The organism is Mycobacterium lentiflavum, from assembly GCF_022374895.2.
GTDB lineage: Bacteria > Actinomycetota > Actinomycetes > Mycobacteriales > Mycobacteriaceae > Mycobacterium > Mycobacterium lentiflavum.
Genome location: NZ_CP092423.2, coordinates 4,138,215 through 4,163,603, shown reverse-complemented (window position 1 = coordinate 4,163,603; position 25,389 = coordinate 4,138,215). Strand labels below are relative to the sequence as shown.

Sequence of the window (25,389 nt, the reverse complement as noted above, 5' to 3'; positions counted from 1 at the left end):
TCTGTCCGGCAACGGCGCAACCGGGCGCGGCGGCTTGTCGGCTTAACAAATAGAGTGCCGGGCATGGGTCAGCCGGAACCGGGGGCGGGCGGGGTCGCGCGATCTCGGGTGGTGGCGTGGGCGCTGTGGGACTGCGGGTCGACGGGTCTGAACGCGATCGTGGCGACCTTCGTCTTCTCCGTCTACCTGACCAGCAGCGTGGGAGCGGGGCTGCCCGGCAGGACCACACCGGAGAGTTGGCTGGGCCGCGCGGGGGCGCTCGCCGGATTGACGGTCGCACTGCTGGCGCCGCTGGTCGGCGTGTGGGTGGAGTCGCCGCATCGCCGGCGCGTGGCCCTGAGCGTGTTGACCGGCCTGGCGGTGACGCTGACCTGCTCGATGTTCCTGATCCACGACCGGCCCGCCTACCTGTGGGCCGGGCTGGTGCTGCTGGGCGCGACGGCGGCCTGCGGTGACCTGGCGAGCGTCCCGTACAACGCGATGCTGCGTCAGCTCTCGACCCCGCAGACGGCCGGCCGGATCTCCGGTTTGGGCTGGGCGTCGGGCTATCTCGGCAGCGTGCTGCTGCTGTTGCTGATCTACACCGGCTTCATCGCCGGCTCCGGCTCCGGACCCGACGCGGTGCGGGGGCTGCTGCGCGTGCCCGTGGCCGACGGGCTCTACGTCCGGGAGGCCATGCTGGCCGCCGCGGCCTGGCTGGCGGTATTGGGGCTGCCGCTGCTCCTTGTCGCGCACCGGATGCCCGACAGCGGGGAGGTGCACCAGCCGACGACCATGCTCGGCGGCTACCGCAAGCTGTGGACCGAGATCTCCGCGGAATGGCGCCGGGACCGCAACCTGGTCTACTTCCTGGGCGCCAGCGCGCTGTTCCGTGACGGGCTCGCGGCGATCTTCGCCTTCGGCGCCGTGCTGGGGGTCAACGTGTACGGCATCTCGCAGGCCAACGTGCTGATCTTCGGGGTGGCGGCCAGCATCGTCGCCGCCGTCGGCGCCGTCGCGGGGGGTTTTGTCGATCACCGGATCGGGTCCAAGCCGGTCATCGTCGGGTCGCTGGTGGCGATCGTCGCCTCGGCGCTGACCATGATGGTGCTCTCCGGTCCGGTGGCCTTCTGGGTGTGCGGGCTGACGCTGTGCCTGTTCATCGGGCCGTCGCAGTCCTCGGCGCGTGCCCTGTTGCTGCAGATGGCCCACAACGGCAGGGAAGGCGTGGCGTTCGGCCTGTACACGATGACGGGCCGGGCCGTCGCGTTCGTGGCGCCCTGGCTGTTCTCAGTGTTTGTCGACGTCTTCGGCGCGGTGCGCGCCGGGCTGGGCGGGATATCGCTGGTGCTGATCGCCGGGCTGGTCGCGATGATCGCGGTCCGGGTCCCGCCGCGTCACACCGCTGTGGCCCTACCGATCGAACAGACTTAGCGTCCGGCGGCGTCGCAGACGGTGATGCCGGCCCCGAGGTGCTGGCGCACCTGAACGCCGTCCACCGTCACCGAGCAGGTGACGTTGTGGCCGATGTTGATGATGGTGACGCTGGCCGGATGCGCAGCCGACTGTGACAGGCTGACCTGCTTGGTCCACGGCAACGAGACATTGAACTCAGTCTGGATCACGTCGCCGGTGTCCCAGTAGGTGATGCTGATCGCCCGGCCCTCGCCGCTGACGGTGTAGACGACGTTTTGCATCGCGCCCGGCGTGGGCGCGGGACCGGCCGATCCGCTGGGCGGCGGCACCGGCAGCAGCGTCTGCGGCGGCGGTGATGCCCGGGCCGACGTGCGAGGTGTCGGGCTTTGCGCACTCGATGTGGGCATGGCCGGCAACGGCGGCACGGCGGTCTGGGTCTTCAGCGCGCCGTTGGTGAGGATCAGCGCGATCAACAGCGCAACCACCAACAGCACCGCCGCGCCGGCGCCGATCAACAACCAGCGCGGCGATCTCGGACCTTCCGGCGGCGGGGGAGGCATGCCCCCAGGCGGCACCCCGCCCGGCGGCGGCTGGTCCTGGTCTTGCTGCCAGTACGCCGGCAGGCGTCGGGTCGTGTTGGTCTCGTTCACGCTCGGCGCCCACTGCGGCACGTACCCGCCGTAGGCAGGCGCATACGGCGCTTGGTCGGCGTAGGCCGGATCAGCGAGCGGCGCATTCCGCGGGCCAATCGGCCCGGTCGGTTCGGACCCCGCTTGAGGGGGACCAAACCGGTCGGGTCGACGTGGATCGTTCATGTCCACCTCACAGATTGCAGGGTACCTAAGCCGAGCGGCTGGGCGTGGAATCTCCGGACGGCGCCCAATTCAGCCGGCTTGGCCGCCGGCCCCCAGCGCGGCGATCGTCATGGCCCGCATGACGGCGCGCGACCGGGCCCCACGGGCCGGCTTCTCCGCTGCCTTGATGCTGTGCTGCGTCGAGTTCAGCAAGCCGAACACCGCGTGCGCCGCCAGCCGGGCATCGGCTTCGGCCAGCGCGGGGTCCAGCTCGCGCAGCACGCCGACCCATACCTCTACATACTGGCGTTGCGCTTTGCGCACCTGGCGCTCGGCGGCGGTGGGCAGGTGCGCCAGGTCGCGGTCCTGGATGCGGATCAGATCGGGCTCGCCGAATGCGAAGTCGAGGTGAAAATCGATCAGCCCTTCCAGCGCGTCGGCCGCGTCGGTGCTGCGGGCGGTCACTTCGCGGGCCCCGGCGAGCAGCCGGGCACTGATGCCGACCAGCAACTCGACCAGCATCGACTCCTTGTTGGGGAAGTGGCGGTAGATGGCCGGGCCGCTCACCCCGGTGGCGGCGCCGATGTCTTCGAGCCGTACCGCGAGAAATCCACGCTCGGCGAAGAGCCGTTCGGCGGCTGCCAGGAGTTGCAGTCGCCGGTCGGATTTCAACTGGCTGCGGCGGTTTGGCGGTTCGGATTGCCCGGGCGGGGTGTCCGGGGTGGTCGCTGTCATGACGGCCTAACTCCGGGATTTCGGTTAATCGTCACTAACGTAGCACGAGTGGTGGTCGTCCCTGGACGAGCAAGCACACCCGATGGTATCCTCGCCGAGTTAATGATCATTAACTGAAGTCGCGTGACGGCGAGGAGGCCTGTCGTGACTGTGACCGCAAAGGTCGCACCGTCGTTCGCCGATGAGCACCGCCGGCTCGTCGATGAGTTGAACGCCAAGCTGGCGACCGCGGCGTTGGGCGGTAATGAGCGTGCACGGGAGCGTCACGTCAGCCGCGGCAAGCTGCTGCCGCGCGAACGGGTGGACCGGCTGCTCGATCCCGGCAGCCCGTTTCTGGAGCTGACCCCGCTCGCCGCGAACGGGATGTACGACGACGAATCCCCCGGGGCTGGGATCATCACCGGCATCGGGCGGGTATCGGAGCGCGAGTGTGTGATCGTCGCGAACGACGCGACGGTCAAGGGCGGCACCTACTACCCGATCACGGTCAAGAAGCACCTGCGCGCTCAAGAAGTCGCGTTGCAGAATCGACTGCCGTGCATCTACCTGGTCGACTCCGGTGGCGCCTTCTTGCCCCGCCAAGACGAGGTGTTCCCCGACCGCGAGCATTTCGGGCGAATCTTCTACAACCAGGCGACGATGAGCGCCAAGGAAATCCCTCAGGTCGCCGCGGTGCTCGGCTCGTGCACGGCAGGCGGCGCCTATGTGCCGGCGATGAGCGACGAGGCGGTGATCGTCCGCGAGCAGGGCACGATCTTCCTCGGCGGCCCACCACTGGTGAAAGCCGCTACCGGAGAGATCGTTTCGGCTGAAGACCTCGGCGGCGGCGACCTGCACTCGCGCGTCTCCGGCGTCACCGACCATCTCGCCGACGACGACGAGCATGCGTTACGCATCGTGCGGGCGATCGCGGCCACGTTCGGTCCGCGCGAGCCCAGCCCGTGGGAGGTGCTGCCCACGGTCGAGCCCAACCATGCGCAGACCGAGCTCTACGACGTCGTCCCGCCGGATCCGCGGGTGCCTTACGACGTGCACGAGGTCATCGTGCGGCTGGTCGACGGCAGCGAATTCAGCGAGTTCAAGGCGAAATACGGCAAGACGCTGGTGACCGGATTCGCGCGCATCCATGGTCACCCGGTCGGGATCATCGCCAACAATGGCGTGCTGTTCAGCGAATCCGCGCTCAAGGGAGCGCATTTCATCGAGCTGTGCGACAAGCGCAAGATTCCGCTGGTGTTCCTGCAGAACATCGCGGGCTTCATGGTGGGCCGCGACTACGAGGCCGGCGGCATCGCCAAGCACGGCGCCAAGATGGTCACCGCGGTGGCGTGCGCCCGGGTGCCCAAACTGACCGTCGTGATCGGCGGATCCTACGGCGCGGGCAACTATTCGATGTGCGGGCGGGCGTACTCGCCCCGTTTTCTATGGATGTGGCCCAATGCCCGGATCTCGGTGATGGGTGGCGAGCAGGCGGCCTCCGTACTGGCCACGGTGCGCGGCGAACAGCTCGGCGCCTCGGGCAAACCGTGGACTCCCGACGAAGAAGAAACATTCAAGGCGCCGATCCGCGCCCAGTACGAGGACCAGGGCAACCCGTACTACTCCACGGCCCGGCTCTGGGACGATGGCATCATCGACCCGGCTGATACGAGAACTTTTGTCGGGCTTGCCCTTTCGGTGTGCGCCCAGGCGCCGCTGGAACCGGTCTCCTACGGCGTCTTCCGGATGTGAGTGCATTGTTCGACACCGTCTTAGTGGCCAACCGCGGCGAGATCGCCGTGCGGGTGATCCGTACCTTGCGCCGGCTCGGTATCCGGTCGGTGGCCGTCTACAGCGATCCCGATGCCGAGGCGCGGCATGTGCAAGAAGCCGACACGGCGGTGCGGCTGGGGCCGGCGCCGGCGCGCGCGAGCTACCTCGATATCGAAAAGGTGCTCGATGCGGCGGCCCGCACCGGCGCTGCGGCGATCCACCCGGGCTACGGATTCCTTTCCGAGAACGCTCAATTCGCGGCCGCGTGCGAGCGCGCTGAAGTGGTGTTCCTGGGCCCGCCGGCCCGTGCGATCGAGGTGATGGGCGACAAGATCACCGCCAAGAACGCGGTCGCCGCTTTCGACGTTCCGGTGGTGCCCGGGGTGGCGAAATCGGGACTGACCGACGACGAGCTCGTCGCCGCGGCTGCCGAGGTCGGTTACCCGGTGTTGATCAAGCCGTCGGCCGGCGGCGGAGGTAAGGGCATGCGGCTGGTCGAAGACCCGGCCCGGCTGCCCGAGGCGCTGGTCGGCGCGCGCCGGGAGGCCGCGTCGTCGTTCGGCGACGACACGCTCTTCCTGGAGCGATTCGTATTGCGGCCCAGGCATATCGAGGTACAGGTCCTTGCCGACGGCCACGGCAACGTGGTGCATCTCGGCGAGCGTGAATGCAGCCTGCAGCGGCGTCACCAGAAAGTCATCGAAGAGGCGCCGTCGCCGTTGCTCGACCCGCAGACCCGCGCGCGGATCGGGACCGCAGCCTGCAACACCGCCCGCAGCGTCGACTACATCGGCGCCGGCACGGTGGAGTTCATCGTCTCCGCCGAGCAACCCGACGAGTTTTTCTTCATGGAGATGAACACCCGCTTGCAGGTGGAGCACCCCGTCACCGAGGCGGTCACCGGCCTCGACCTCGTCGAGTGGCAGCTGCGGGTGGGCGCCGGCGAGAAGCTCACCTTCGCCCAGGACGACATCGAGCTGAGCGGGCACGCGATCGAGGCGCGGGTGTACGCCGAGGATCCGGGGCGGGGTTTTCTGCCCACCGGCGGCCGGGTGCTCGACGTCTTCGAACCCTCGGGTTCCGGTGTGCGAGTGGACTCTTCGTTGCTGGCGGGCACGGTGGTGGGTAGCGACTACGACCCGATGCTGAGCAAGGTGATCGCCCACGGCGCCGATCGCGACGAGGCGCTCGCCGAACTCGATCGGGCGCTGGCGCAGACGACGATTCTGGGCGTGCAGACCAACATCGAGTTCCTCCGTTTCCTGCTCGCCGACGAGCGCGTGCGAGCCGGCGACCTGGACACCGCACTGCTCGAGGAGCGGCTGCCGGACTTCGCGCCGCTGCCGGCGCCCGACGACGTGCTCGCGGCCGGGGGGCTGTACCGCCAGTGGGTGTTGACCCGCCGCGCCCGGGACAACGTGTGGGCGCAGCCCTCGGGTTGGCGCGTCGGCGCCGACGCCGCGCCGGTGCGAACCGCGATGCGCACGCCGCTGCGCACCGAGACGGTCTCGGTGTCCGGTTTGCCGAGTGCCGCCACCGTACAGGTAGGTGACGGTGAAACCTGTTCGGCAAGTGTGGAAGTCGAACGTCGCAGCATGAGCGTGACGCTGGACGGGCTGCGCCGCGCGTACCGGTGGGCTGAAGCGGATCGCCATCTGTGGATCGCCGACGAGCGCGGTACCTGGCACCTGCGCGAGGCCGAGGAAACCAAGATTCACCGCGCGTCCGACGCCAGGCAGGCCGAGATTCTCAGTCCGATGCCCGGCAGTGTGATCGCCGTGCAGGTCGACTCCGGCGCCGAGGTGTCCGAGGGCGACGTGGTCGTGGTCGTCGAGGCAATGAAGATGGAACACTCTTTGGCCGCACCGGTTTCGGGACGCGTCGAGCTGCTGGTGTCGGTCGGCGATCAGGTGACGGTTGACCAGGTGCTGGCCCGCCTGGTCCCAGACTCCGAAGAGAAGAAGGATTAGCGCATCATGACGACAACGATTACCGCGGGGACGTTACCCAAAGAGTACGAAGACCTTCGCGCCACCGTCGCCGATTTCGCGCGGACCGTGGTCGCTCCCGTTTCGGCCAAACACGATGAGGAGCACAGCTTTCCGTACCAGGTCGTCGCCAAGATGGGGGAGATGGGGCTGTTCGGGCTGCCGTTCCCCGAAGAGTACGGCGGCATGGGCGGCGACTACTTCGCGTTGTCGCTGGCCCTCGAGGAGCTCGGCAAGGTCGACCAGTCCGTGGCGATCACCCTGGAGGCCGGGGTGGGTCTCGGGGCCATGCCGATCTTCCGATTCGGCACCGACGAACAGAAGCAGAAGTGGCTACCGGACCTGGTGGCCGGTCGCGCGTTGGCCGGTTTCGGGCTGACCGAGCCCGGCGCGGGTTCGGACGCCGGCGGCACCCGCACCACAGCCAAACTCGACGACGGTGAGTGGGTGATCAACGGCTCCAAGCAGTTCATCACGAATTCAGGCACCGACATCACCTCCCTGGTTACCGTCACCGCGGTTACCGGCACGCTTGCCGGCGACAAGAAGGAGATCTCGACGATCATCGTGCCTAACGGCACACCCGGGTTCACCGTCGGGCAGGCCTACAGCAAGGTCGGCTGGAACGCGTCGGACACCCACCCGTTGACTTTCGAGGACGCCCGCGTTCCGGAAGAGAATCTGCTGGGCGCCCGCGGCCGGGGATACGCCGGCTTCCTGTCGATCCTCGACGAAGGCAGAATCGCGATCGCCGCACTGGCCACCGGTGCGGCGCAGGGCTGCGTCGACGAGAGCGTCAAGTACTCCAAGCAGCGTCAGTCGTTCGGCCAGCCGATCGGCTCCTATCAGGCGATCAGCTTCAAAATCGCCCGGATGGAGGCGCGTGCACACGTCGCGCGCACGGCTTACTACGATGCGGCTGCAAAGATGTTGGCGGGCAAGCCATTCAAGAAGGAGGCGGCGATCGCGAAGATGATCGCGTCGGAGGCGGCGATGGACAATGCCCGCGACGCCACCCAGATTCACGGCGGATACGGCTTCATGAACGAGTACCCCGTGGCGCGTCACTACCGCGACAGTAAGATCCTCGAGATCGGTGAGGGCACCACCGAGGTGCAACTGATGCTGATTGCGCGATCGCTGGGGCTGTCATGAGTGTGCCGGACCAGGTGGGCAAGTCGGTTGTCCAGCGCGGCTTGTGGTTTGAGGAATTCGAGATCGGTACCACCTACTTGCACCGCCCCGGCCGCACCGTCACCGAGGCCGACAACGTGCTGTTCACCACGCTGACCATGAACACCCAGCCGCTGCACCTCGACGCGGCGTGGGCCGCCGAACAACCGGGCTTTCGCGGTGAGCGGCTGGTGAACTCGATGTTCACCCTGTCGACGTTGGTCGGCCTGTCCGTCACGCAGCTGACGCTGGGCACCATCGTGGCCAACCTCGGTTTCTCGGAGGTGTCGTTCCCCAAGCCGCTCTTCCACGGCGACACACTGTATGCAGAGACCGTGTGCACCGATAAGCGCGAGTCGAAGAGCCGCCCGGGAGATGGCATCGTGAGCCTCCAACACACCGGGCGCAATCAGCACGGCGACGTCGTCGCGCGCGCGGTTCGTAAGACCCTGGTGCAAAAGCAACCGTCCGACAAGGAGCCCCGATGAACCTAGGCACCGCCGGCCCCGGTTGGCTGTTCTGCCCCGCCGACCGACCCGAGCGGTTCGCGAAGGCCGCCGCCGCGGCCGACGTCGTGATCCTCGACCTCGAGGACGGCGTGGCGGAGGCGGACAAGCCCGCCGCCCGGAAGGCCCTGCAGGACACTCCGCTGGACCCCGAGCGCACCGTGGTGCGGATCAACGCGGCCGACACCGAGGAATACTCGCGCGATCTCGAGGCCCTGAAAGCGACGCCCTACACGACGGTGATGCTGTCCAAGACCGAATCGGCGGCGCAGGTGACGGCGCTGGCCCCGCTCGAGGTGATCGCGCTGCTAGAGACCCCACGCGGCGCGGTGTTCGCGACCGAAATCGCCGCGGCACCGGGCACGGTGGCGCTGATGTGGGGCGCCGAGGATCTGGTCGCCGCGCTGGGTGGCAGCTCCAGCCGCATGCCCGACGGCACCTATCGCGATGTCGCCCGTCACGTGCGGTCGACGGCGTTGCTCACGGCGTCGGCGTTCGGTTTGGCCGTGCTCGACGCGGTGCACCTGGACATCGGCGACCTCGACGGCCTACGCGCCGAAGCCGAAGACGCCGTGGCGCTGGGCTTCGCCGGAACGGTCTGCATTCACCCGACCCAGATTCCCGTGGTGCGCAACGCCTTTCGGCCCACTGAGGAGAAGCTGGACTGGGCGCGCCGGGTTCTGGCGGCGGCGCGCGGCGAGCGCGGGGTGTTCGCTTTCGAAGGACAGATGGTCGACTCGCCGGTGCTCAAACACGCGGCGGCCCTGGTCCGGCGAGCCGGAGATCCCGCCTAGCCGGCCATCACGGGTGCGGCGGTACGGGACACCAAAACAGTCCGCAGTTGAAATCCGGCTGGCGAAACGGCGGTGGCGGCGGGTAGGTCGGCGGATGCTCGGGTGCAGTCCGGTCGCTACTGCACCGATATCTCCCTTCCCGTCGACGCGGGCTACACGGTGAAATAACGGTCGTTGCGGCATTGCGTACCCGGTGTTTCGCGTCTTAACGAGATCGCAAAAAAGCGGAAACATTCGCGAACGCCCAGGCCGCAAATCTGTCGTAATCTTTGATCCACCAGAACAGTTGCTCGCTGCACTGACTAGCTCCACGGAAGGAACCAAATCATGACCATCGCCCGGGGCTTCGCCGCAACGGTTGTCTGCGCCGGATTAGCTGTCGGCTCAGCCGGCACAGCGTGGGCTGACACACCGACGATGAGTGGCAGCTACACCGAGACCGTGACGACGCCGGGCGGCCACAGCATAGACAACAGCTGGACGATCAACTCCTGCGGGAATGGATGCCTCTGGATCAAGGCCGGGCTGGGGGCTAGCCAGGCAACGTTGGTCGATGGTCAATGGGTCATGGACACGATGAGCAACGTCAGTTGCGTGGGCGGTGGTTACACCCTCTACGGCACGACCACTCACACGGTGTGGGATCCCAACACGCTGACCGGCACGGCCGCACACACCTACATCACGGGAGCCTGCGGCAACCCGCCCGGGTACACCCAGGTCGACCAGATTTCGATCAAGTCGGCGTCCTGACGCATTCTTGCTCTCAAAACCCCTGAATCCCTTGGGATTTCAGGGGTTTTGAGGTATCGCGACGGCTGCTTGACGTCGGCCAGGTGGATGCCCGCCGCGCACATGACTGCTGCATAAGGCAAGCTAACTAATTGTGCCGATCAAGCGGCGCGACGACACCGTGGAGCGTCATGGGCAACCAGTACTTTCCGTTTGTCATCGCGGTGGTCATGCTCGCCCTCGGGCTGACCCTGACCGTGGACGACTTCAAGCGGGCCGCCACGATGCGGCGGCCGCTGGCGGTGGCGCTGATCTGCCAGTCCCTTGTGTTGCCGAGTCTGTGCCTGCTGATCGCCGAAGCCTTCCATCTGGAGCCGCATCTGGCGGTCGGCCTGATGCTGATGGCTGCCACGCCGGGCGGGACGATGGCGAACATCGTCAGTCACCTGTTCAACGGAGATCTGGCGCTCAACCTGACCCTGGCCGCGATCAACGCCGCGCTGTCGATCGTGGCCCTGCCGGCCATCCTGGCCGCGTCCATGACCTGGTTCCTCGGCGAGGGCCGCTTCATCCCGCTACAGCTGGACAAGTTCGTCACGGTGTTCGCGCTGGTGCTTATCCCCACCGCGATCGGTATTGCGATACGCCACCGCTTCCCCGAGCTGGCCCGGCGATTGAAAACGCCCGTCAAGGTCGTCGCGGTACTGCTGCTGATTGCCGCCATCGGCGGGGCGATCGCCCAAGGCGAGACGACTTTGTTGCACAACTTCGGCGTGGTGAGCGGGGCGGTCGTGTCCTTCTGCGCGGTCAGCCTGACCGTCGGCTATCTGGTACCGCGGTTGATGCGTCTGGGTCCACCGCAGGCAATTGCCATCAGCCTGGAGATCGGTCTGCACAACACCGTGGTGGCCCTCGGCGTGGCGCTCAGCCCGCAACTGCTCAACAGTGTCGAAATGGCAACTCCGGTAGCGATTTACGGCGCTCTCTCACCGCTGATGGCCCTGACGTTCATCGGGGCGGTACGCCTGCTGGACCCCGCGTTTCGCGTGAAGGCGCAGCCCGAGACCGTCGCGAGCGAACCCGCCGCTTAAGCCTCACCTGCGCTGGGCCGCGGCCAGCCGCTCGGCGAACTCCGGTGACTGGATCGACGACACCTGGGGCCCCAGTTCGGTGCGCATCGCGAACTCGTGGTCGTCGTTGTCCAGCGATCCCGGACTCGCGGTGGCCCGCATGCTGGCCTTGGTCGCCAACACCACCTGGCGCGGAGCGGACGCCGGGCCGGCGGCAAGCTTCAATGCCGCGGCGACGGGATCGTCGGCAACGCTGAGTGCCAACCCGTGCCGCACGGCGGATTCGGCGTCGAAGCGCATGCCGAACAGCAGGGCCGCGCGAGCGACTTGCGGACCCACCGCCCGCTGCAGCATCCACGTCGCACCGCCGCCGGGGTGCAACCCCAGCTTCTGGAATCGGGGATCGAACAATGCGCCGGGCCCCGCGATGCGCACGTCGGCGGCCAGGGCCAGATTCAGGCCCGCACCGACCGCGGGGCCGTTCACCGCGGCGACGGTCGGCAGCGTGCAACGACCCAGGGCCATGAAGCCGTCATAGAGCTGCTGCAGACCCGATTCCGCCGCTCCGGCGCCTGCGGCCGCCAGGGCGCTCAGGTCCGCGCCGGCGCAAAACGCCCGGCCGGCCCCGGTGACCACGACCGCGTGCACCTCCGGATCGGCTTCGGCTCGCTCGACCGCGGCGCGCAGCTGGGCCGAGCTCTCGCCAGTCAGCGCGTTGCGTCGGGCGGGGTCGTTGATGGTGATCAGTGCGACGCGATTGTCCACGCCGAACAGGACGGGGTCGGACTGGGCCATCGGGGCACCTCCGCGGTCGACGACGTCATTGGCGAGCTAAGGGTACTTGGGGCCACCGCGTCAAGAATTCGCCAAGGATCCCGCAAGCCTGGCCGCCGAGCCTGAAGACACTAGCGAGCGGCACCACGACGAGGGGGTATCCATGAGCATTACGACGATCATCGGCACCAAATCGCAGGCGATCCGCTGGGTGATCTTCTCGGCGGTAGTGCTGGGTCTGCTCGCGCTCGGTCTCGGTGTCGCACAGGCCAACCCGCCGCTGCACGACCAACAGTGTTCCCTGCGGTACGCGACGATGCGCGACGCGGACGGACACATGATGCAGTGCGAGCGGATGACGAACGGGAATCACGGACTGGTGTGGCAGTACGCCCCGGGGTCGTGATCGTGGCTAATCTGGCCGGGTGAGCGGCAACCAGGTGCCCGGTGGGGTGGTGCACGAGCTGCCCGCGGATTTGCGCGAGGCATTGACCGGTAACTCAGCTGCGCTAGCGGCGTGGAAGGACATCACGCCCCTGGCGCGCAACGAGTTCATCTGCTGGGTCGAGGACGCCAAGCAACAGGCGACCCGAGAGCGCCGCATCCGCCGGACCCAGGAGGAGCTGGAAGAAGGCCAACGCCGGCCCTGTTGCTGGCCAGGATGCAAGCACCGCGAACGTACCGGCCGGCCGTAATACTGAAACTGGCTGTCCGCCAACGGCTTTGCCTGTCGTCGTCAGAAGTTGGCAAAACAGCTGTCCTGGCTGCCGCCCCCGGCCGGAATGGTGGCGTTATTGGTCGAGAAGCTCGCCTCGACACCGCTATCGGTCACCTTGACGCTGTCGGCGTGGATGCCCAACGGATAATTGTTGGCCTTCGAAGTGAGCTCATCCAGGCTCTTCTGCACGCTATCCGTGGACATCGTGGAGCCCAGCGCGGTCAGGCTGACCACCTGGAGCGAGAGCCCGTTGTTGACGATCTGCGGCTTGACCGTGGCGCTGTCCAGCAGGCCTTTCAGCGATACGGTGCTTTCGCCGGGGTTGGTGGTCACTTCGCCGGTGACAAGACTGCCAATTGTCGGGATGGCGTCCTGGATCGACTGCTTGATGCCATCTGTTGACCAGGTGATGGTGCCCTTCAACGACTCGATCGTGCCCGCGGAGTTGTTGGCCTGGTTCAGCCGAATGTTGCGGATGTCGATGCTGACCTTCATGCCCTTGACGCTGCGGACCTGGTTACCGGCGGTCTGGACGGCGATGTCGGGGTAGTGCTTGGTCAGGAACTGCCACAGGACCGGCGGCGCCGTGGCAAAGGAGACGGCCGCGCTGTCCTGGACCTCGCATTGCACCGCGTTTGCCACCCTGCTGCTTGCCTCGTGTCGGGCATACAACTCGCCGCCGACCAGGGCGGCCACCACGACGGCGACCACGACGCCGAGGATCACGGCGATGGACCACTTCCGCCTGCGCAGCAACCCCCGCTTCTTGGCCGGCGGTGTGTCTTCTGGCTGCGAGAACGTGGGCAGCCGGGTGGTGGCCGCTTCCTGCTGGGGCGGCGCGGCGGGCTGAGGTGGCGGTGGCCCGGGTTGCTGCGCCCGGATATTCGGCGGCAGCCCCGGCGGTTGCGGCGGCCGCCCCTGCGGCGGCCGACCCGGTGGCTGCCCCTGCGGCGGCCGGCCCGGTGGCTGCGGCGGCAGACCCGGTGGGGGCTGACCCTGAGGGGGCCGCAGGCGCCGCGAGCCGTGAACGGTGGGTGGCTCTTGCGGAACGTCGCGCAGCGGGATGCGGCGAGTTTCTGATTCCGAGGGCGGGCCGGGAACCTGAGGCCGTTGGGGTGCCGGTCGATTGGCGGGCCCGCCCGGCATGGGCGGACGAGCCCGTTCCGGCGGTTCGCCGCCCGAGGGTCCTCGCGGAGTCGTCACCAGCGCGATTGTGCCTCATCGGCGGCGCGAAGGGAAAGGCGCGGTGTCAGAGATGGCTTGCCACGAAAGTCGCGGCCTGACTGGGCATTCCGGACTGCGCGTACGACAGGTGAACCGGCGAGAAGAGCTCGTCGTGTGAGGGCAGCGCCAGCGCCCCGCCCGGCGTGCACACCGGATCGCCGGCAGCGCACAGGTCAATGGCCTTGGCGCCGTACCACGGGCTGACCTCGCTGACGGGTGCCCCGAGGTACCGATCCGACGGATTACCGAACAGAGCGAGCGCCGCAACGTGGTCGGCTTGGTCGGCGGTGAGTATGTCGGGGATCAAGCCGGCGATCGGTGCCCGGGCGATGGTGGCCTCATCGATGGCCATGGCGCCCAGGGAATATCCGCCAAGCACGAGCTTGGTGCTGGGACAGGTCGCGACCATCGATTGAACGTGAGCGTGTACATCGCTGCCGCCGGCGGATGCGGACGGAGCGAAATCCTCGCTCGCGGGGTAGTTGACGGCATACACCCCAAGGGACCGGCCGCCTATCTGCGGGCGCAGTGCATCGACGAACTGCTGGCCGACCACGCCGACGCCGGGTGCCTCATTGGTGGCGCGCGCGAAGGTCACTTCGATGTCGGGGCAGGGGGCAGCGGACGCGGGGGCGATGACCAGGGGTGCGTTCAGCAGCGTGGCCCAGGTCGTCACCGCTGCGGCACCCAGCGCAGTAGCGAACCGGCGTGCGTTCACGTCCTCATGCTGACACATCGCGGAAGAGCCGCAGCGGCGCCCTTGCCCGGGTCCAGGCGGGGGCCTTAGGCCAACGCGATGGGGTCCAAGCCGAAATCGGTTCGTACCGCCTCGACAAAGTCACTGACGGCCGCACTCGCGGCCTGGTTCCAGTTATTCGACGGTGCGCCGACCTCGGAGATAAGGGCGGCGAAAAGGGTGAGAACCGCGGCGTACTTAGCTTTTTGCAGAATGTCGTTGGGCATTATCAACTTCATTTCCGCCATAACGCTGTTCAAGTCAACCATTGAAGGCGTCGCGACGAGTGCCGCGCGGAACGTCGGGGCTGCAATTTGCTCGGCCATGGCAAGAGTCGGTTCCGTTGCGTGCGAGAGCAGCTCGAGCGCGGGGGAAGCTGTGGTCGTGGCCGCACCGCCGGTCCCCTGCTCGACGAGGTGCCTGACCTCTTGATTGGACGACACCAGCTCATCGAATTCCGCAGATAATCCCTTGAACTTCGAAGAACTAACCTCGCCCTGCACGATATCCAGATTTTTCACGAAGCGAACCGATACATCGCGCATCAACGAGTCGTGCTGCCTTTTGGTCTCAAGGGTTTCGCCTCGGTGAAATGCGGCTTTCGAAGACATGAACGTCGTCAAACCACCAACGCCGGCACCTAGCAACGTCGCAAGCGAAGTGAGAACAGCCTGATCCATGTGCATGTGTGAATCCTATCCCTGAGAATTTTAACTAGGCGCCATTGGGTCCAAACCGAAGTTGCTTCGTACCGCCTCGACAAAGTCCGCGACGGCCGCACTCGAGGCCTGGCTCCAGTTGCTGGTCGGCGTGTCGGCTTCGGAAACATGGGCCGCAAAAAGCGTCGCGATCGCTGCGTATTGAGCTTTTAGCAATACATCGCGAGGCATAATGAACTTCATTTCGGTCATCAGGCTGTTCAGTTCAGCCATTTGAGGTGCCGCGCGGAACGCGGCCGCGGCGATCTGGTCAAGCGTGGCCGCAGTCGATTGCCCTGTGCCGGTGAGGAGCTCGAGCGCCTGATGGGCGGTGGACGCGGTCGCGCCGGCTTGTACCTGCCCGAAGAGACTTCTGGCAGCCTCGTTGGACGACACTAATTTATCAAGTCCCGCAGATAGTTCTAAAGCCGACAACGAACCAATCCCGGCCTGTACCACATCCAGGCTTTTCGCGAATCGCAGCGACGCATCGCGCACTAATGCTTCATGCTGTATTTTTGTTACAACAGTTTCGCCGCGATAAAATGTGGGTTTGGTGTTGACGAATGCGGTGAGGCCACCGCCACCACCGGCGCCCAATAGCGTCGCACCCGAAGTCAGTGCAACCCGATCTGTGTGCACGAACGGCTGCCAGCCCACCTGGTCCCCGAGCGCCACGTTGGGCGCGGCCCCGGCGGGCTGGTGTACCTCCGTCACGAACTGCATCGGATCCCCCACGGGGGCCGCCGGCACCGCCGGCACCACGCCGCCGGCACCCCCAAGAGGCGCCAGCGGCGAAGTTATTCCCGGTACGGCTTGCGGCGCTGCCAGCCCGGGCGCAGCCTGCGCCACCGAAGCCGGTTGTGCCTGAATCCCCGGAGTCGACTGCGGCTGGACGCCCGGAACCTGCTCCGCGGGCACCGACGTGGTCCCCGACGTCGTGCCCGACGTCGTTCCAGATGTCGATCCGGACGTAGATGTCCCCGCCGTCGACGAGGACGTCGTCGCCGACGTCGCTGGGGCCGTTGAAGTTGTCGTCGCCGCCGGCGCCGCTGCTGCCGGCGTCGCTGTGGTTGCCGGTGTGACCGGCGCGACCGGGGTGATGGAGCCTTCGAAAACGCTGACGGTGGCACCCTGAACGCCGCCGGTGAGGGTGCCCCCGGGTCCGACTGTCACCGTGGAGCCCGGGCCGACGGTGACGGAGCCGGTCGCGACGCTGAAGTTCACGGTGCCGAAATTCTCGGGCAGCGCGTAGGTGCCCTCGGGGACGCTGACGAAGAAGGGGGGTAAGTCCCCGTAGCTGACGGTGCCGGTGGTGTTAGGGCCGACAGTGACGATCGAGCCCGGGGGAAGGTAGCCGGTGGAGCCCGGGCCGACGGTGAGGGTGCCGCCGTTGACGCCGACCGTGGCGCCGTTTTCACCGCCGGCGTAGGCCGAGCCAGGGTCGATGGTGGTGGTGGGTTTTTCTCTCGTCGGCTGCATCGACCGCATCAGGGATTGGGTGCGATTGGTGGCGGTCTTGCCGGCGTCTTGGGCCTGCGCGCGGGCCTGGTCTAGCGGACCGTCGGACTTAGTGGTCTGTGGCGGCTCGTCGAATGCGGTCAGGGCGCTGGCGGCCTCCGAGCCGGCTGCGTAGCCGTACATCGCGGCGGCGTCCTGAGCCCACATCGCCATGTACTGGGCTTCGCAGGCCGCGATCGCCGGGGTGTTCTGGCCGAAAAAGTTGGTCGCGATCAACGCCATCAGCAGCGTACGGTTGGCCGCGATCACCGGCGGGGGCACCGTCATCGCGTACGCGGCTTCATAGGAAGCCACCGCCGCATACGCCTGCGCAGAGGTCTCCGCGGCCTGGGCGGCTGTGGCGTATAGCCAAGCCACGTAAGGGGCGGCTGCCGCGGCCATCCGCATCGACGACGGGCCAAACCAGGTCAGGGTTAGACCCGAGACCGCCGAAGACCAGCCGCCGGCGGTGGACTCCAATTGCCCGGCCACCACGTCCCAGCTCGCGGCGGCAGCGAGCAGCGGCCCCGAACCGGGGCCCGTGTACATGAGGCCGGAGTTGATCTCCGGCGGCAAAAGAGCAAAATCGGGCATGTCATTTCGCTTTGAGGGGTCAAGCGCGCTGATTTGTCAGCAGGAGCGTACTCGGGAATGATGCGATTTGAAACGGCTCAGAGAAACCCCACGTAACGGCACGATTAACGATTAAATTCCGTGGTAACCATCGTGTTGACACTGAAAATAATTCGGCCGCTGGATCTTTCGGGGCTGCGCCGCTCGGCGGTCGGCGCCGACTTCACGTGCGCGTCACCGTGTGCGCCGGTCCATCACCGATCCTCGGCGCACGGCGGGCCGAAAGGCCAGACTTTATGCGCCCTGGCCCGATTCTTAACGACCCCGGCCGCGCGGCCGTCGACCGGCAGCAAACGATCGGGCGTCACCCGACCAGGCTATCCGCAACTCTGCGGAGCAGGTTCGCGATTGCCGGTCCTTCCGGCAGGGGTGCTTGATTTTCCAGATCTGTTGCGGCGTCCCTCAGCTGGTCAGCGGTTTCGAACACCTCGAGAAGTCTGCTGCGTACCGCGCCCCGGGTCGGCGGGAGGCTCAAGGCCTGTTCAATTTCGTCAGCAGAGCCGATGAGGTGAATCCGCCTGGTGCCGACTTCATGTATTACGTAGATGTCGCCGAGGAGTTCGACCTCGTGGACGAAAGCATTGGGAGTCATCGACTGAGTCCTTGTCGACTTCTTGACCAGCGCGAACGGGCAGAAGTCGGGGTAGGTAACGGTCGCAAAACAGGTGCGCCGCCCGAACGGCGCATACCAGAGATTCGATGCCAGGTGCCTGTCGGACGGGTGCGAATCGGGACCGATTGCTGGGTGCAAGGTGTTCGCAGCACGCTTTTCCTGGTCAGGAAGGGTGCCGGTGGTGAAGTGTCGATATTGAGTGCCCCCGGCACGACTCGAACGTGCGACCTAGGGATTAGAAGGCCCTTGCTCTATCCACCTGAGCTACGGAGGCAATGCGCAGGTCAGTCTATCCAACAAACGACAACACCCCGACTCGCCGACGCGACACGCGCGAAAAGCCTTGCACCGCTAATGAAATCAGTTAGTGTATAGAACCTCGACACACGTACAACATCAGCTGGTAAGCAGCTGTTAACCGCAACGAGGCGTGTGCACAAGGTCGAGGAGACCATTGCAATGGGCGTGGCCATGAGTATGACTGCGCGTTACGCGAGGGCGGGTTCCCAAGCGTTTCGCCTGGTAGCTGATGCCAGAGGTGCCTCAAAGGCCGCAGGTCTGCTGCTGCGTGGATCGCCGTTTGCGCTGGGCTGGTTCGCCGGTTGGTTGACCACGGAGTTTCCTCCGCATGTGGTGACCGGGCACGCGTTGTCCCGGGTATCGGCGCCCTCCATCGGTCGCATCGGCGCGTCCTGGGCCGGGCAGCGCGCCGAGCAGACGCTGACCGCCGCCCTCGAAGCATCCTTCGGGCCGGACTACGCCGACCTGGTCAGCCACCCGGCCTGCGAAGAATCCGAGTGCGCGCCGCGCGGCGGGCTGTTGCACCGGCCGGGGCCGCACGCGCGCTATGCGGCTCAGACATCCGACATTTCGTATGGCCCGGGCGGTCGTGACAACCTGCTGGACATCTGGCGCCGACACGACCTGGCGCCGGGCCGTCGCGCGCCGGTGCTGATCCAGGTTCCGGGCGGGGCGTGGGCCGTGAACGGCAAACGCGGCCAGGCCTACACGCTGATGAGCCGGATGGTCGAACTCGGCTGGATCTGCGTGTCGATCGACTACAGCAAGAGCCCGCGTTCGACGTTTCCGGCGCACCTGATCGACGTGAAGCGGGCGATCGCCTGGGTCCGCGAGAACATCGCCGACTACGGCGGCGACCCCGGCTTCATCGCGATCACCGGCGGCTCCGCCGGCGGCCACCTGGCCTCGCTGGCCGCGCTGACTCCCAACGACCCACGGTTTCAGCCCGGGTTCGAACACGCCGACACCACGGTCCAGGCGGCGGTGCCCTACTACGGCGTCTACGACTTCACCAACGCCGAGGTCATGCACGAACTGATGCTGCCGTTCCTCGAGCAGTTCGTCATGCGCGCTCGCTACGCGGAGACGCCTGAGCGATTCGCCGCGGCTTCGCCGATCAACTATGTGCACGACGAGGCGCCCCCGTTCTTCGTGCTGCACGGCGAGAGGGACGAGCTGGTTCCCTGCACGCAAGCCCGCACCTTCTGCGCTGCGATGCGCGACGCCGGAGCCCCGCTCGTGGCGTACGCCGAGCTCGCCAACGCCCACCACGCATTCGACATCTTGTCCACGGCCCGCTCGCGGCTGGCCGCCAAGGCCGTCGCGGACTTCTTGGGCATCGTCTACGGGCGCCGGGCCATCGCACTGCTCGATTCGTGGCCGTTGTCGGCGACGTCGGCCAGCTGAGTCGCGCAGATCAACTGCCTGCCACAACGTTTCATCCGCCGGTTCGCTGCGCGCACCGCAGCTACTGAATCGTGCCTTTCACCAGCGGGTCAACGCGACTAGCGTTGGTGGAGCTATCCGGTTGGCGGAGCTGAGGCAGGAGGCTTGACGGCGGTGACAAGGTTGGCGCGTCGATCCGGCGATCATGGCTGAGCCCGAGGGCCTCGGATTGTCCGACGAACTCGGGCCGGTCGACTATCTGCTGCATCGAGGCGAAGCGAACCCGCGGACCCGGTCGGGCATCATGGCGCTCGAACTTCTCGACACCACGCCGGACTGGGAGCGGTTCCGCACCCGATTCGAGAATGCGTCGCGAAAGGTGTTGCGGCTGCGACAGAAAGTCGTCGTGCCGACGTTGCCGACGGCCAATCCGCGCTGGGTGGTGGACCCCGACTTCAACCTGGACTTCCACGTCCGGCGGGTACGGGTGTCCGAACCGGGCACGCTGCGCGAAGTATTCGATCTCGCAGAGCTGATCCTGCAGTCACCGCTGGACATCTCGCGGCCGCTGTGGACCGCGACCCTGGTCGAGGGGCTGCCGGACGGCAAGGCCGCAACGTTGCTGCACGTCAGTCACGCCGTCACCGACGGTGTCGGCGGTGTCGAGATGTTCGCCGAGATCTACGACCTCGAGCGTGATCCACCGGCCCGGCCGACGCCGCCGCTGCCGGTCCCGCAGGATCTGTCGCCCAACGATCTGATGCGAGAGGGCTTCAACCACTTGCCGTTCGCGCTGATCGGCGGCGTCGTGGGCGCGGTCTCCGGAGCGGTGTCGGCGGCCGGGCGCGTGCTGATGGAACCGGTATCGACGGTGTCGGGGATCGTCAACTACGCCATCTCCGGCATCCGGGTCGTCAATCGGGCCGCCGAGCCCTCGCCGCTGCTGCGCCGGCGCAGTCTGGCCACCCGGTCCGAAGCGATCGACATCCCGCTCGCCGATCTGCACAAGGCCGCGAAAGCCGGCGGCGGATCGATCAACGACGCCTATCTGGCCGGACTGTGCGGCGCCTTGCAGCGCTACCACCAAGCGCTCGGTGTCCCGATCGGATCGCTGCCGATGGCGGTGCCGGTCAGCCTGCGGGCCGATGCCGACACGGCCGGTGGCAACCGGTTCATTGGCGTCAATCTGTCGGCGCCGGTGGGTGCCGGAGACCCGATCGCCCGGATGCGCAAGATTCGCGCCCAGATGACGCAGCGGCGAGACGAACCCGCGATGAACATCATCGGCTCGATGGCGCCGGTGCTCAGCGTGCTCCCGACGGCGGTGCTGGAGGGGATTACCGGCTCGGTAGTCGGCGCCGACGTGCAGGCCAGCAATGTCCCCGTTTACCCGGGTGACACCTACATCGCGGGTGCAAAGGTATTGCGGCAGTACGGTATCGGTCCACTTCCCGGTGTGGCGATGATGGTGGTGCTAATTTCGCGTGGCGGGTGGTGCACCATCACGGTGCGCTACGACAGAGCATCGGTACGAAAGGAAGCCTTGTTCGCTCAGTGCCTGTTGGAGGGCTTCGACGAGATTCTCGCGCTGGCCGGTGACCCGGCGCCGCACGCGGTGCCGGCATCGTTTTCTGCGCAGCCCGATGTGCTGGCTCAATCGGTGTCGGGCTCATGAGCGTTGCCAAAGACCGCGGGATACCAACGCCCCCAAAGGATTTACGACTGCCCGGCTCGGTCGCCGAAATTCGCGCCAGCGCCCCCGGCCCCAAAGTCGGTGCATTCTTCGACATGGACGGAACGCTGGTCGCCGGGTTCACCGCGGTCATCCTCACCCAGGAGCGCCTGCGCAAACGCGACATGGGGGTGGGGGAGCTGCTCAGCATGGTTCAGGCCGGCCTGAACCACCGGCTCGGGCGTCTCGAGTTCGAAGATCTGATCAATAAGGCATCCGAGGCGCTACGCGGCCGGATGCTGAGCGACCTGGAAGAGATCGGCGAGCGGCTCTTCGCCCAACGGATCGAGTCGCGGATTTACCCGGAGATGCGCGAGCTGGTGCGCGCCCACGTCGCTCGCGGCCACACGGTGGTGCTTAGCTCGTCGGCGCTGACCATCCAGGTCAATCCGGTAGCCCGTTTCCTCGGGATCGCCAACACACTCACCAATAAGTTCGCGGTCAACGACGACGGGATGCTGACCGGCGAGGTTGTCGAGCCGATTCTGTGGGGGCCGGGCAAAGCCGATGCGGTACAACGGTTTGCGGCCGAGCACGGCATCGACCTGAAGGACAGCTACTTCTACGCCGACGGCGACGAGGACGTCGCGTTGATGTACCTGGTCGGCAACCCACGGCCCACCAACCCCGAGGGCAAGATGGCCGCCGTCGCCAAGCGTCGGGGGTGGCCGGTCCTGGAATTCAACAGCAGGGGCACCGTGGGCATCCGGCCGCAAGTGCGCACGCTGGCCGGCATCAGCTCGATGCTCCCGGTCGCGGCCGGCGCACTGGGTGTCGGCTTGCTGACGCTGAGCCGGCGGCGGGGGGTGAACTTCTTCACCTCGATGTTCCCCCAGACATTGTTGGCTGCGAGCGGAGTCAACCTGAACGTCATCGGCAAAGAGCATCTGACCGCACAGCGTCCCGCGGTGTTTATCTTCAACCACCGCAACCAGGTTGACCCCGTCATCGCCGGCGCATTGGTGCGCGACAACTGGGTCGCCGTCGCCAAAAAGGAGCTGCAGAAGGACCCGCTGGTGGGCACCCTCGGCAAGCTCACCGATGGTGTGTTCATCGACCGCGATGACCCGATCGCCGCGATGGAGACGATGGCCGAGGTTGAGGAGCGCGCCAAGAAGGGCCTGTCGATCCTGATCGCGCCGGAAGGTACCCGCATCGACACCACCGAGGTCGGGCCGTTCAAGAAGGGGCCGTTCCGCATCGCGATGGCCGCGGGAATTCCGATCGTACCCATCGTGATTCGCAACGCGGAGATCGTCGCCGCCCGCAACTCCACCACGATCAATCCGGGCACGGTCGACGTCGCGGTGTTCCCGCCGATCTCGGTGACGGACTGGACCGTTGAGACGCTGCCCGACCACATCGCCGAGGTGCGTCAGCTTTATCTGGACACCTTGGCCAACTGGCCCGACGCCGAACTGCCCGACGCCGAACTGCCCGACGCCGAACTGCCCGACGACGAACTGCCGGACGCTGCGAAGAAGGCGGCCAAAAAGGCGCCGGCCAAGCCGGCCGCCAAAGCCACCGCGACCAAAGCAACCAAGGTGCCGGCTAAGAAAGCGCCCGCGAAGAAGGCCGCAGCCCGGAAATCTGCGGGTAAGACGGCTAAGCCCGCAGCCAATTCACAACCAGCGCAGCCGAATCCGAATGAATCTGAGGTCGCGCTCAACGACGCTGAGACGGCACAGCCCGGTGCGGACCAGCCCGGTGGCGCCGAGTCGACGTCTCGGCCCCAAGGGCGCACGTGACCCAACCGGCCGCAAACACCAGCGCAGTCCTGACCGCGCAAGATTCGCTGGTGTTGGCGTCGATGGAGTCCGGCATCGAGACGCAGTTGGTGTTGGAATGGCTGAGCCGGCAGCGAGCCGGCAATCCGGATGTGACATTCGATGTGCTCAAATTGCCTCCCGGCGACGCGCCGCCGACGGCGCTGAATCTGCTTGTCGACCAACTCGAGTCCGGCGAAGACCGCTCGATCGTGCCGGTGCGGGTGTTTTGGCTCCCGGCTCCCGACCGCGGTAGGGCCGCGAAGCTGGCCGGGTTGCTTCCCGGCTGGGATCCCTACCACCCCAACCAACGTCGGCAGCGCCAGATCCTGCACAAGGATCGCCACCGTGCCCGGGTGGTGACCGGCGAAGCGGCCACGGTGTCCGAACTCCGACAGCAGTGGCGCGATACCACGGTCGGCGGGGATGAGCGAGATTTCGCCCAATTCGTAATGCGCCGAGCAATTTTGGCGTTGGAGCGGGCCGAATACCGAATCCTCGGGCCGCAGTACAAGTCTCCGCGGCTGATGAAGCCGGAGATTTTGGCGTCCACTCGGTTTCGGGCGGGGCTGAAGAAGATTCCAGGTGCCACCGTCGAGGAAGCCGGCAAGATGCTCGACGAGTTGGCCACCGGATGGAGCCGGGTGTCGGTCGACCTGGTTTCCGTTCTCGCCAGGGCGATTTGCCGCGGATTCGAACCCGAGATCGACTACGACGCGTTTCAGATCGCCGCGATGCGCACCGGGCTGGAACTCCATCCGGCGGTGCTGCTGTTCTCACACCGGTCCTACATCGACGGCGCGGTGGTGCCGGTCGCGATGCAGGAGAACCGGTTGCCGCCGGTGCACGTGTTCGCCGGTATCAACCTGTCGTTCGGATTGATGGGCCCGCTGCTGCGCCGCTCCGGCGTCATCTTCATCCGGCGCGATATCGCCGACAATCCGCTCTACAAATACGTTCTGCGCGAGTACGTCGGCTACATCGTCGAGAAGCGGTTCAACCTCAGCTGGTCCATCGAGGGCACTCGCTCGCGCACCGGCAAGATGCTGCCGCCCAAGCTCGGCCTGATGTCCTATGTGGCCAACGCGTATCTGGACGGCCGCAGCGAAGATATTCTGCTGCAACCGGTTTCGATCGGCTTCGACCAGCTGCACGAGACCGCCGAATACGCGGCCTACGCCCGCGGCGGAGAGAAGACGCCCGAGGGCGTGCTGTGGCTGTACAACTTCATCAAGGCACAGGGCGAGCGCAACTACGGCAAGATTTACGTCCGCTTCCCCGAGGCGGTCTCGATGCGCCAGTACCTCGGTCCGCCGCATGGCCCGCTGGCCCAAGATGACGACGCCAAACGTCTTGCGCTGCAGAAGATGTCGTTCGAAGTTGCATGGCGGATCCTGCGCGCGACACCGGTGACGGCGACGGGTCTGGTGTGCGCACTGCTGCTCACCACCCGCGGCGCGGCGCTGACGCTCGACCAACTTCACCACACCTTGCAGGACTCATTGGATTACCTGGAGCGCAAGAACACCCCGGTGTCCAACAGTGCGTTGCGGCTGCGCACCCGCGACGGTGTGCGCGCGGCGGTCGACGCATTGTCCAACGGGCACCCGATCACTCGCGTCGACAGTGGCCGCGAACCGGTGTGGCTGATCGCGCCCGACAAGGAGCACGCCGCGGCGTTCTACCGGAATTCGGTCATCCACGCCTTCCTGGAGACCTCAATCGTCGAACTCGCTTTGGCGCATGCCCGGCACACCGAAGGCGACCGCATGGAAGCCTTCTGGTCTCAGGCGATGCGGCTGCGCGATCTGCTCAAATTCGACTTCTACTTCGCCGATTCGACGGCCTTCCGCGACAACATTGCCGAAGAGATGGCATGGCATGACGATTGGGAGGCTCACGTCGCGACCGGCGGCGCCGCGATCGATGCGCTGCTCTTCGCCAAGCGGCCGTTGATGTCCGACGCGATGCTTCGGGTGTTCTTCGAGGCCTACGAGATCGTCGCCGACGTCTTGCGTGATGCGCCCGCCGACGTCGGCCAAAAGGAACTCACCGAGTCCGCACTCGGGGTCGGCCAGCAGTACGTCGCGCAGACCCGGGTACGCAGCAGCGAGTCGGTGTCGACCCTGCTATTTGCCACCGCGCGTCAGGTCGTCGCCGATCAGGATCTGATCGCGGCCGCCCCGGATCTGGCCGAGCGCCGAATCGCCTTCCGGCGGGAACTGCGGGCGATCCTGCGGGATTTCGGCTACGTCGAGCACATCGCCCGCAACCAATTCGTGGCCCGCGAATTCCAGGCACGTGAGGAGCGCATCGCTCGCCCGGCCGGGTAGCGCGGGCTTTGCCGATGCCCGCCAATACCCTGGGTGT

The 25,389-nt window shown here is 66.5% G+C and carries 21 protein-coding genes, 1 tRNA gene and 1 pseudogene; 14 read left to right on the top strand and 9 right to left on the bottom strand.

Going from position 1 to position 25,389, the window contains the following annotated elements:
• Positions 1-63 precede the first annotated feature (63 nt).
• A complete protein-coding gene (locus tag MJO58_RS19340) occupies positions 64-1,413 on the top strand; it encodes an MFS transporter (protein WP_090604722.1) in 1,350 nt (449 codons plus the stop codon).
• Here the strand turns inward: MJO58_RS19340 and MJO58_RS19335 are convergent.
• Both MJO58_RS19335 and MJO58_RS19330 read right to left on the bottom strand, forming a co-directional pair.
• The gene (locus tag MJO58_RS19335; RefSeq protein ID WP_090604720.1) at positions 1,410-2,210 is read right to left on the bottom strand and encodes an MmpS family transport accessory protein; all 801 of its coding nucleotides are present in this window, start codon (positions 2,208-2,210) and stop codon (positions 1,410-1,412) included. The two genes, MJO58_RS19340 and MJO58_RS19335, sit on opposite strands and share 4 nt — an antisense overlap.
• A gap of 69 nt (positions 2,211-2,279) precedes the next feature.
• A complete protein-coding gene (locus MJO58_RS19330; protein WP_090604718.1) occupies positions 2,280-2,924 on the bottom strand; it encodes an SACE_7040 family transcriptional regulator in 645 nt (214 codons plus the stop codon).
• A 150-nt stretch (positions 2,925-3,074) separates the two neighbouring features.
• Between MJO58_RS19330 and MJO58_RS19325 the strand changes: the two genes are divergently transcribed.
• The 7 genes from MJO58_RS19325 (at position 3,075) to MJO58_RS19295 (ending at position 10,960) form a co-directional block, all read left to right on the top strand.
• Positions 3,075-4,655, top strand: coding sequence for a carboxyl transferase domain-containing protein (locus MJO58_RS19325; RefSeq protein WP_434086382.1), 1,581 nt, complete (start codon positions 3,075-3,077; stop codon positions 4,653-4,655).
• A 5-nt stretch (positions 4,656-4,660) separates the two neighbouring features.
• Entirely contained in the window at positions 4,661-6,646 is a 1,986-nt protein-coding gene (locus tag MJO58_RS19320) for an acetyl/propionyl/methylcrotonyl-CoA carboxylase subunit alpha (protein WP_239723352.1), read from the top strand.
• Positions 6,647-6,652: 6 nt separating this feature from the next.
• Positions 6,653-7,819, top strand: coding sequence for an acyl-CoA dehydrogenase family protein (locus MJO58_RS19315; RefSeq protein WP_239720580.1), 1,167 nt, complete (start codon positions 6,653-6,655; stop codon positions 7,817-7,819).
• Positions 7,816-8,325, top strand: coding sequence for a MaoC family dehydratase (locus tag MJO58_RS19310; RefSeq protein ID WP_239720577.1), 510 nt, complete (start codon positions 7,816-7,818; stop codon positions 8,323-8,325). Before MJO58_RS19315 ends, MJO58_RS19310 begins: the two co-directional genes overlap by 4 nt.
• Positions 8,322-9,137 carry an HpcH/HpaI aldolase/citrate lyase family protein gene (locus MJO58_RS19305; protein ID WP_090604710.1) on the top strand — a complete coding sequence of 272 codons (816 nt, stop codon included), beginning with the start codon at positions 8,322-8,324 and terminating at the stop codon, positions 9,135-9,137. Before MJO58_RS19310 ends, MJO58_RS19305 begins: the two co-directional genes overlap by 4 nt.
• A 327-nt stretch (positions 9,138-9,464) precedes the next feature.
• Positions 9,465-9,890 (top strand): hypothetical protein, encoded by a 426-nt coding sequence (locus MJO58_RS19300; RefSeq protein WP_139043318.1) that lies wholly within the window; start codon positions 9,465-9,467, stop codon positions 9,888-9,890.
• A 170-nt stretch (positions 9,891-10,060) separates the two neighbouring features.
• Positions 10,061-10,960 carry a bile acid:sodium symporter family protein gene (locus tag MJO58_RS19295; RefSeq protein WP_239720575.1) on the top strand — a complete coding sequence of 300 codons (900 nt, stop codon included), beginning with the start codon at positions 10,061-10,063 and terminating at the stop codon, positions 10,958-10,960.
• A gap of 3 nt (positions 10,961-10,963) precedes the next feature.
• Here the strand turns inward: MJO58_RS19295 and MJO58_RS19290 are convergent, their stop codons facing one another.
• A complete protein-coding gene (locus MJO58_RS19290; RefSeq protein ID WP_239720573.1) occupies positions 10,964-11,734 on the bottom strand; it encodes an enoyl-CoA hydratase in 771 nt (256 codons plus the stop codon).
• Between the two features lie 142 nt (positions 11,735-11,876).
• Between MJO58_RS19290 and MJO58_RS19285 the strand changes: the two genes are divergently transcribed.
• Complete coding sequence (locus MJO58_RS19285) at positions 11,877-12,119, top strand: hypothetical protein (RefSeq protein WP_239720572.1); 243 nt, start codon at positions 11,877-11,879, stop codon at positions 12,117-12,119.
• A gap of 19 nt (positions 12,120-12,138) precedes the next feature.
• A complete protein-coding gene (locus tag MJO58_RS19280) occupies positions 12,139-12,408 on the top strand; it encodes a YdeI/OmpD-associated family protein (protein WP_090604700.1) in 270 nt (89 codons plus the stop codon).
• 41 nt (positions 12,409-12,449) lie between these two features.
• Here MJO58_RS19280 and MJO58_RS19275 read toward each other — a convergent pair whose 3' ends face one another.
• The 6 genes and pseudogenes from MJO58_RS19275 to MJO58_RS19250 form a co-directional block, all read right to left on the bottom strand.
• Positions 12,450-13,634, bottom strand: a complete 1,185-nt coding sequence (locus MJO58_RS19275; protein ID WP_239720570.1) for an LmeA family phospholipid-binding protein — start codon at positions 13,632-13,634, stop codon at positions 12,450-12,452.
• Between the two features lie 46 nt (positions 13,635-13,680).
• Positions 13,681-14,373: a cutinase family protein gene (locus MJO58_RS19270; RefSeq protein WP_239720569.1), complete on the bottom strand. Its 693-nt coding sequence runs from the start codon at positions 14,371-14,373 to the stop codon at positions 13,681-13,683.
• 65 nt (positions 14,374-14,438) lie between these two features.
• Positions 14,439-15,077, bottom strand: coding sequence for a hypothetical protein (locus MJO58_RS19265; RefSeq protein WP_090604692.1), 639 nt, complete (start codon positions 15,075-15,077; stop codon positions 14,439-14,441).
• Positions 15,078-16,583: 1,506 nt separating this feature from the next.
• A pseudogene (locus MJO58_RS28835) lies at positions 16,584-17,183 on the bottom strand (PPE family protein); the annotation flags it as partial.
• Between the two features lie 343 nt (positions 17,184-17,526).
• Entirely contained in the window at positions 17,527-17,814 is a 288-nt protein-coding gene (locus MJO58_RS19255; RefSeq protein WP_259608713.1) for a hypothetical protein, read from the bottom strand.
• A gap of 221 nt (positions 17,815-18,035) precedes the next feature.
• Positions 18,036-18,109 (bottom strand) — tRNA-Arg (locus MJO58_RS19250).
• A gap of 185 nt (positions 18,110-18,294) precedes the next feature.
• Here MJO58_RS19250 and lipQ point away from each other — a divergent pair.
• The 4 genes from lipQ to MJO58_RS19230 all read left to right on the top strand — a co-directional run bounded on the left by lipQ (position 18,295) and on the right by MJO58_RS19230 (position 25,352).
• Positions 18,295-19,542, top strand: coding sequence for an esterase LipQ (gene lipQ / locus MJO58_RS19245; protein ID WP_239720566.1), 1,248 nt, complete (start codon positions 18,295-18,297; stop codon positions 19,540-19,542).
• Positions 19,543-19,726: 184 nt separating this feature from the next.
• A complete protein-coding gene (locus MJO58_RS19240; RefSeq protein WP_239720564.1) occupies positions 19,727-21,196 on the top strand; it encodes a WS/DGAT/MGAT family O-acyltransferase in 1,470 nt (489 codons plus the stop codon).
• Positions 21,193-23,001: an HAD-IB family hydrolase/lysophospholipid acyltransferase family protein gene (locus MJO58_RS19235; RefSeq protein ID WP_239720562.1), complete on the top strand. Its 1,809-nt coding sequence runs from the start codon at positions 21,193-21,195 to the stop codon at positions 22,999-23,001. The genes MJO58_RS19240 and MJO58_RS19235 overlap by 4 nt, the downstream gene beginning before the upstream one ends.
• A complete protein-coding gene (locus MJO58_RS19230; protein WP_239720560.1) occupies positions 22,998-25,352 on the top strand; it encodes a glycerol-3-phosphate 1-O-acyltransferase in 2,355 nt (784 codons plus the stop codon). The genes MJO58_RS19235 and MJO58_RS19230 overlap by 4 nt, the downstream gene beginning before the upstream one ends.
• Positions 25,353-25,389 lie beyond the last annotated feature (37 nt).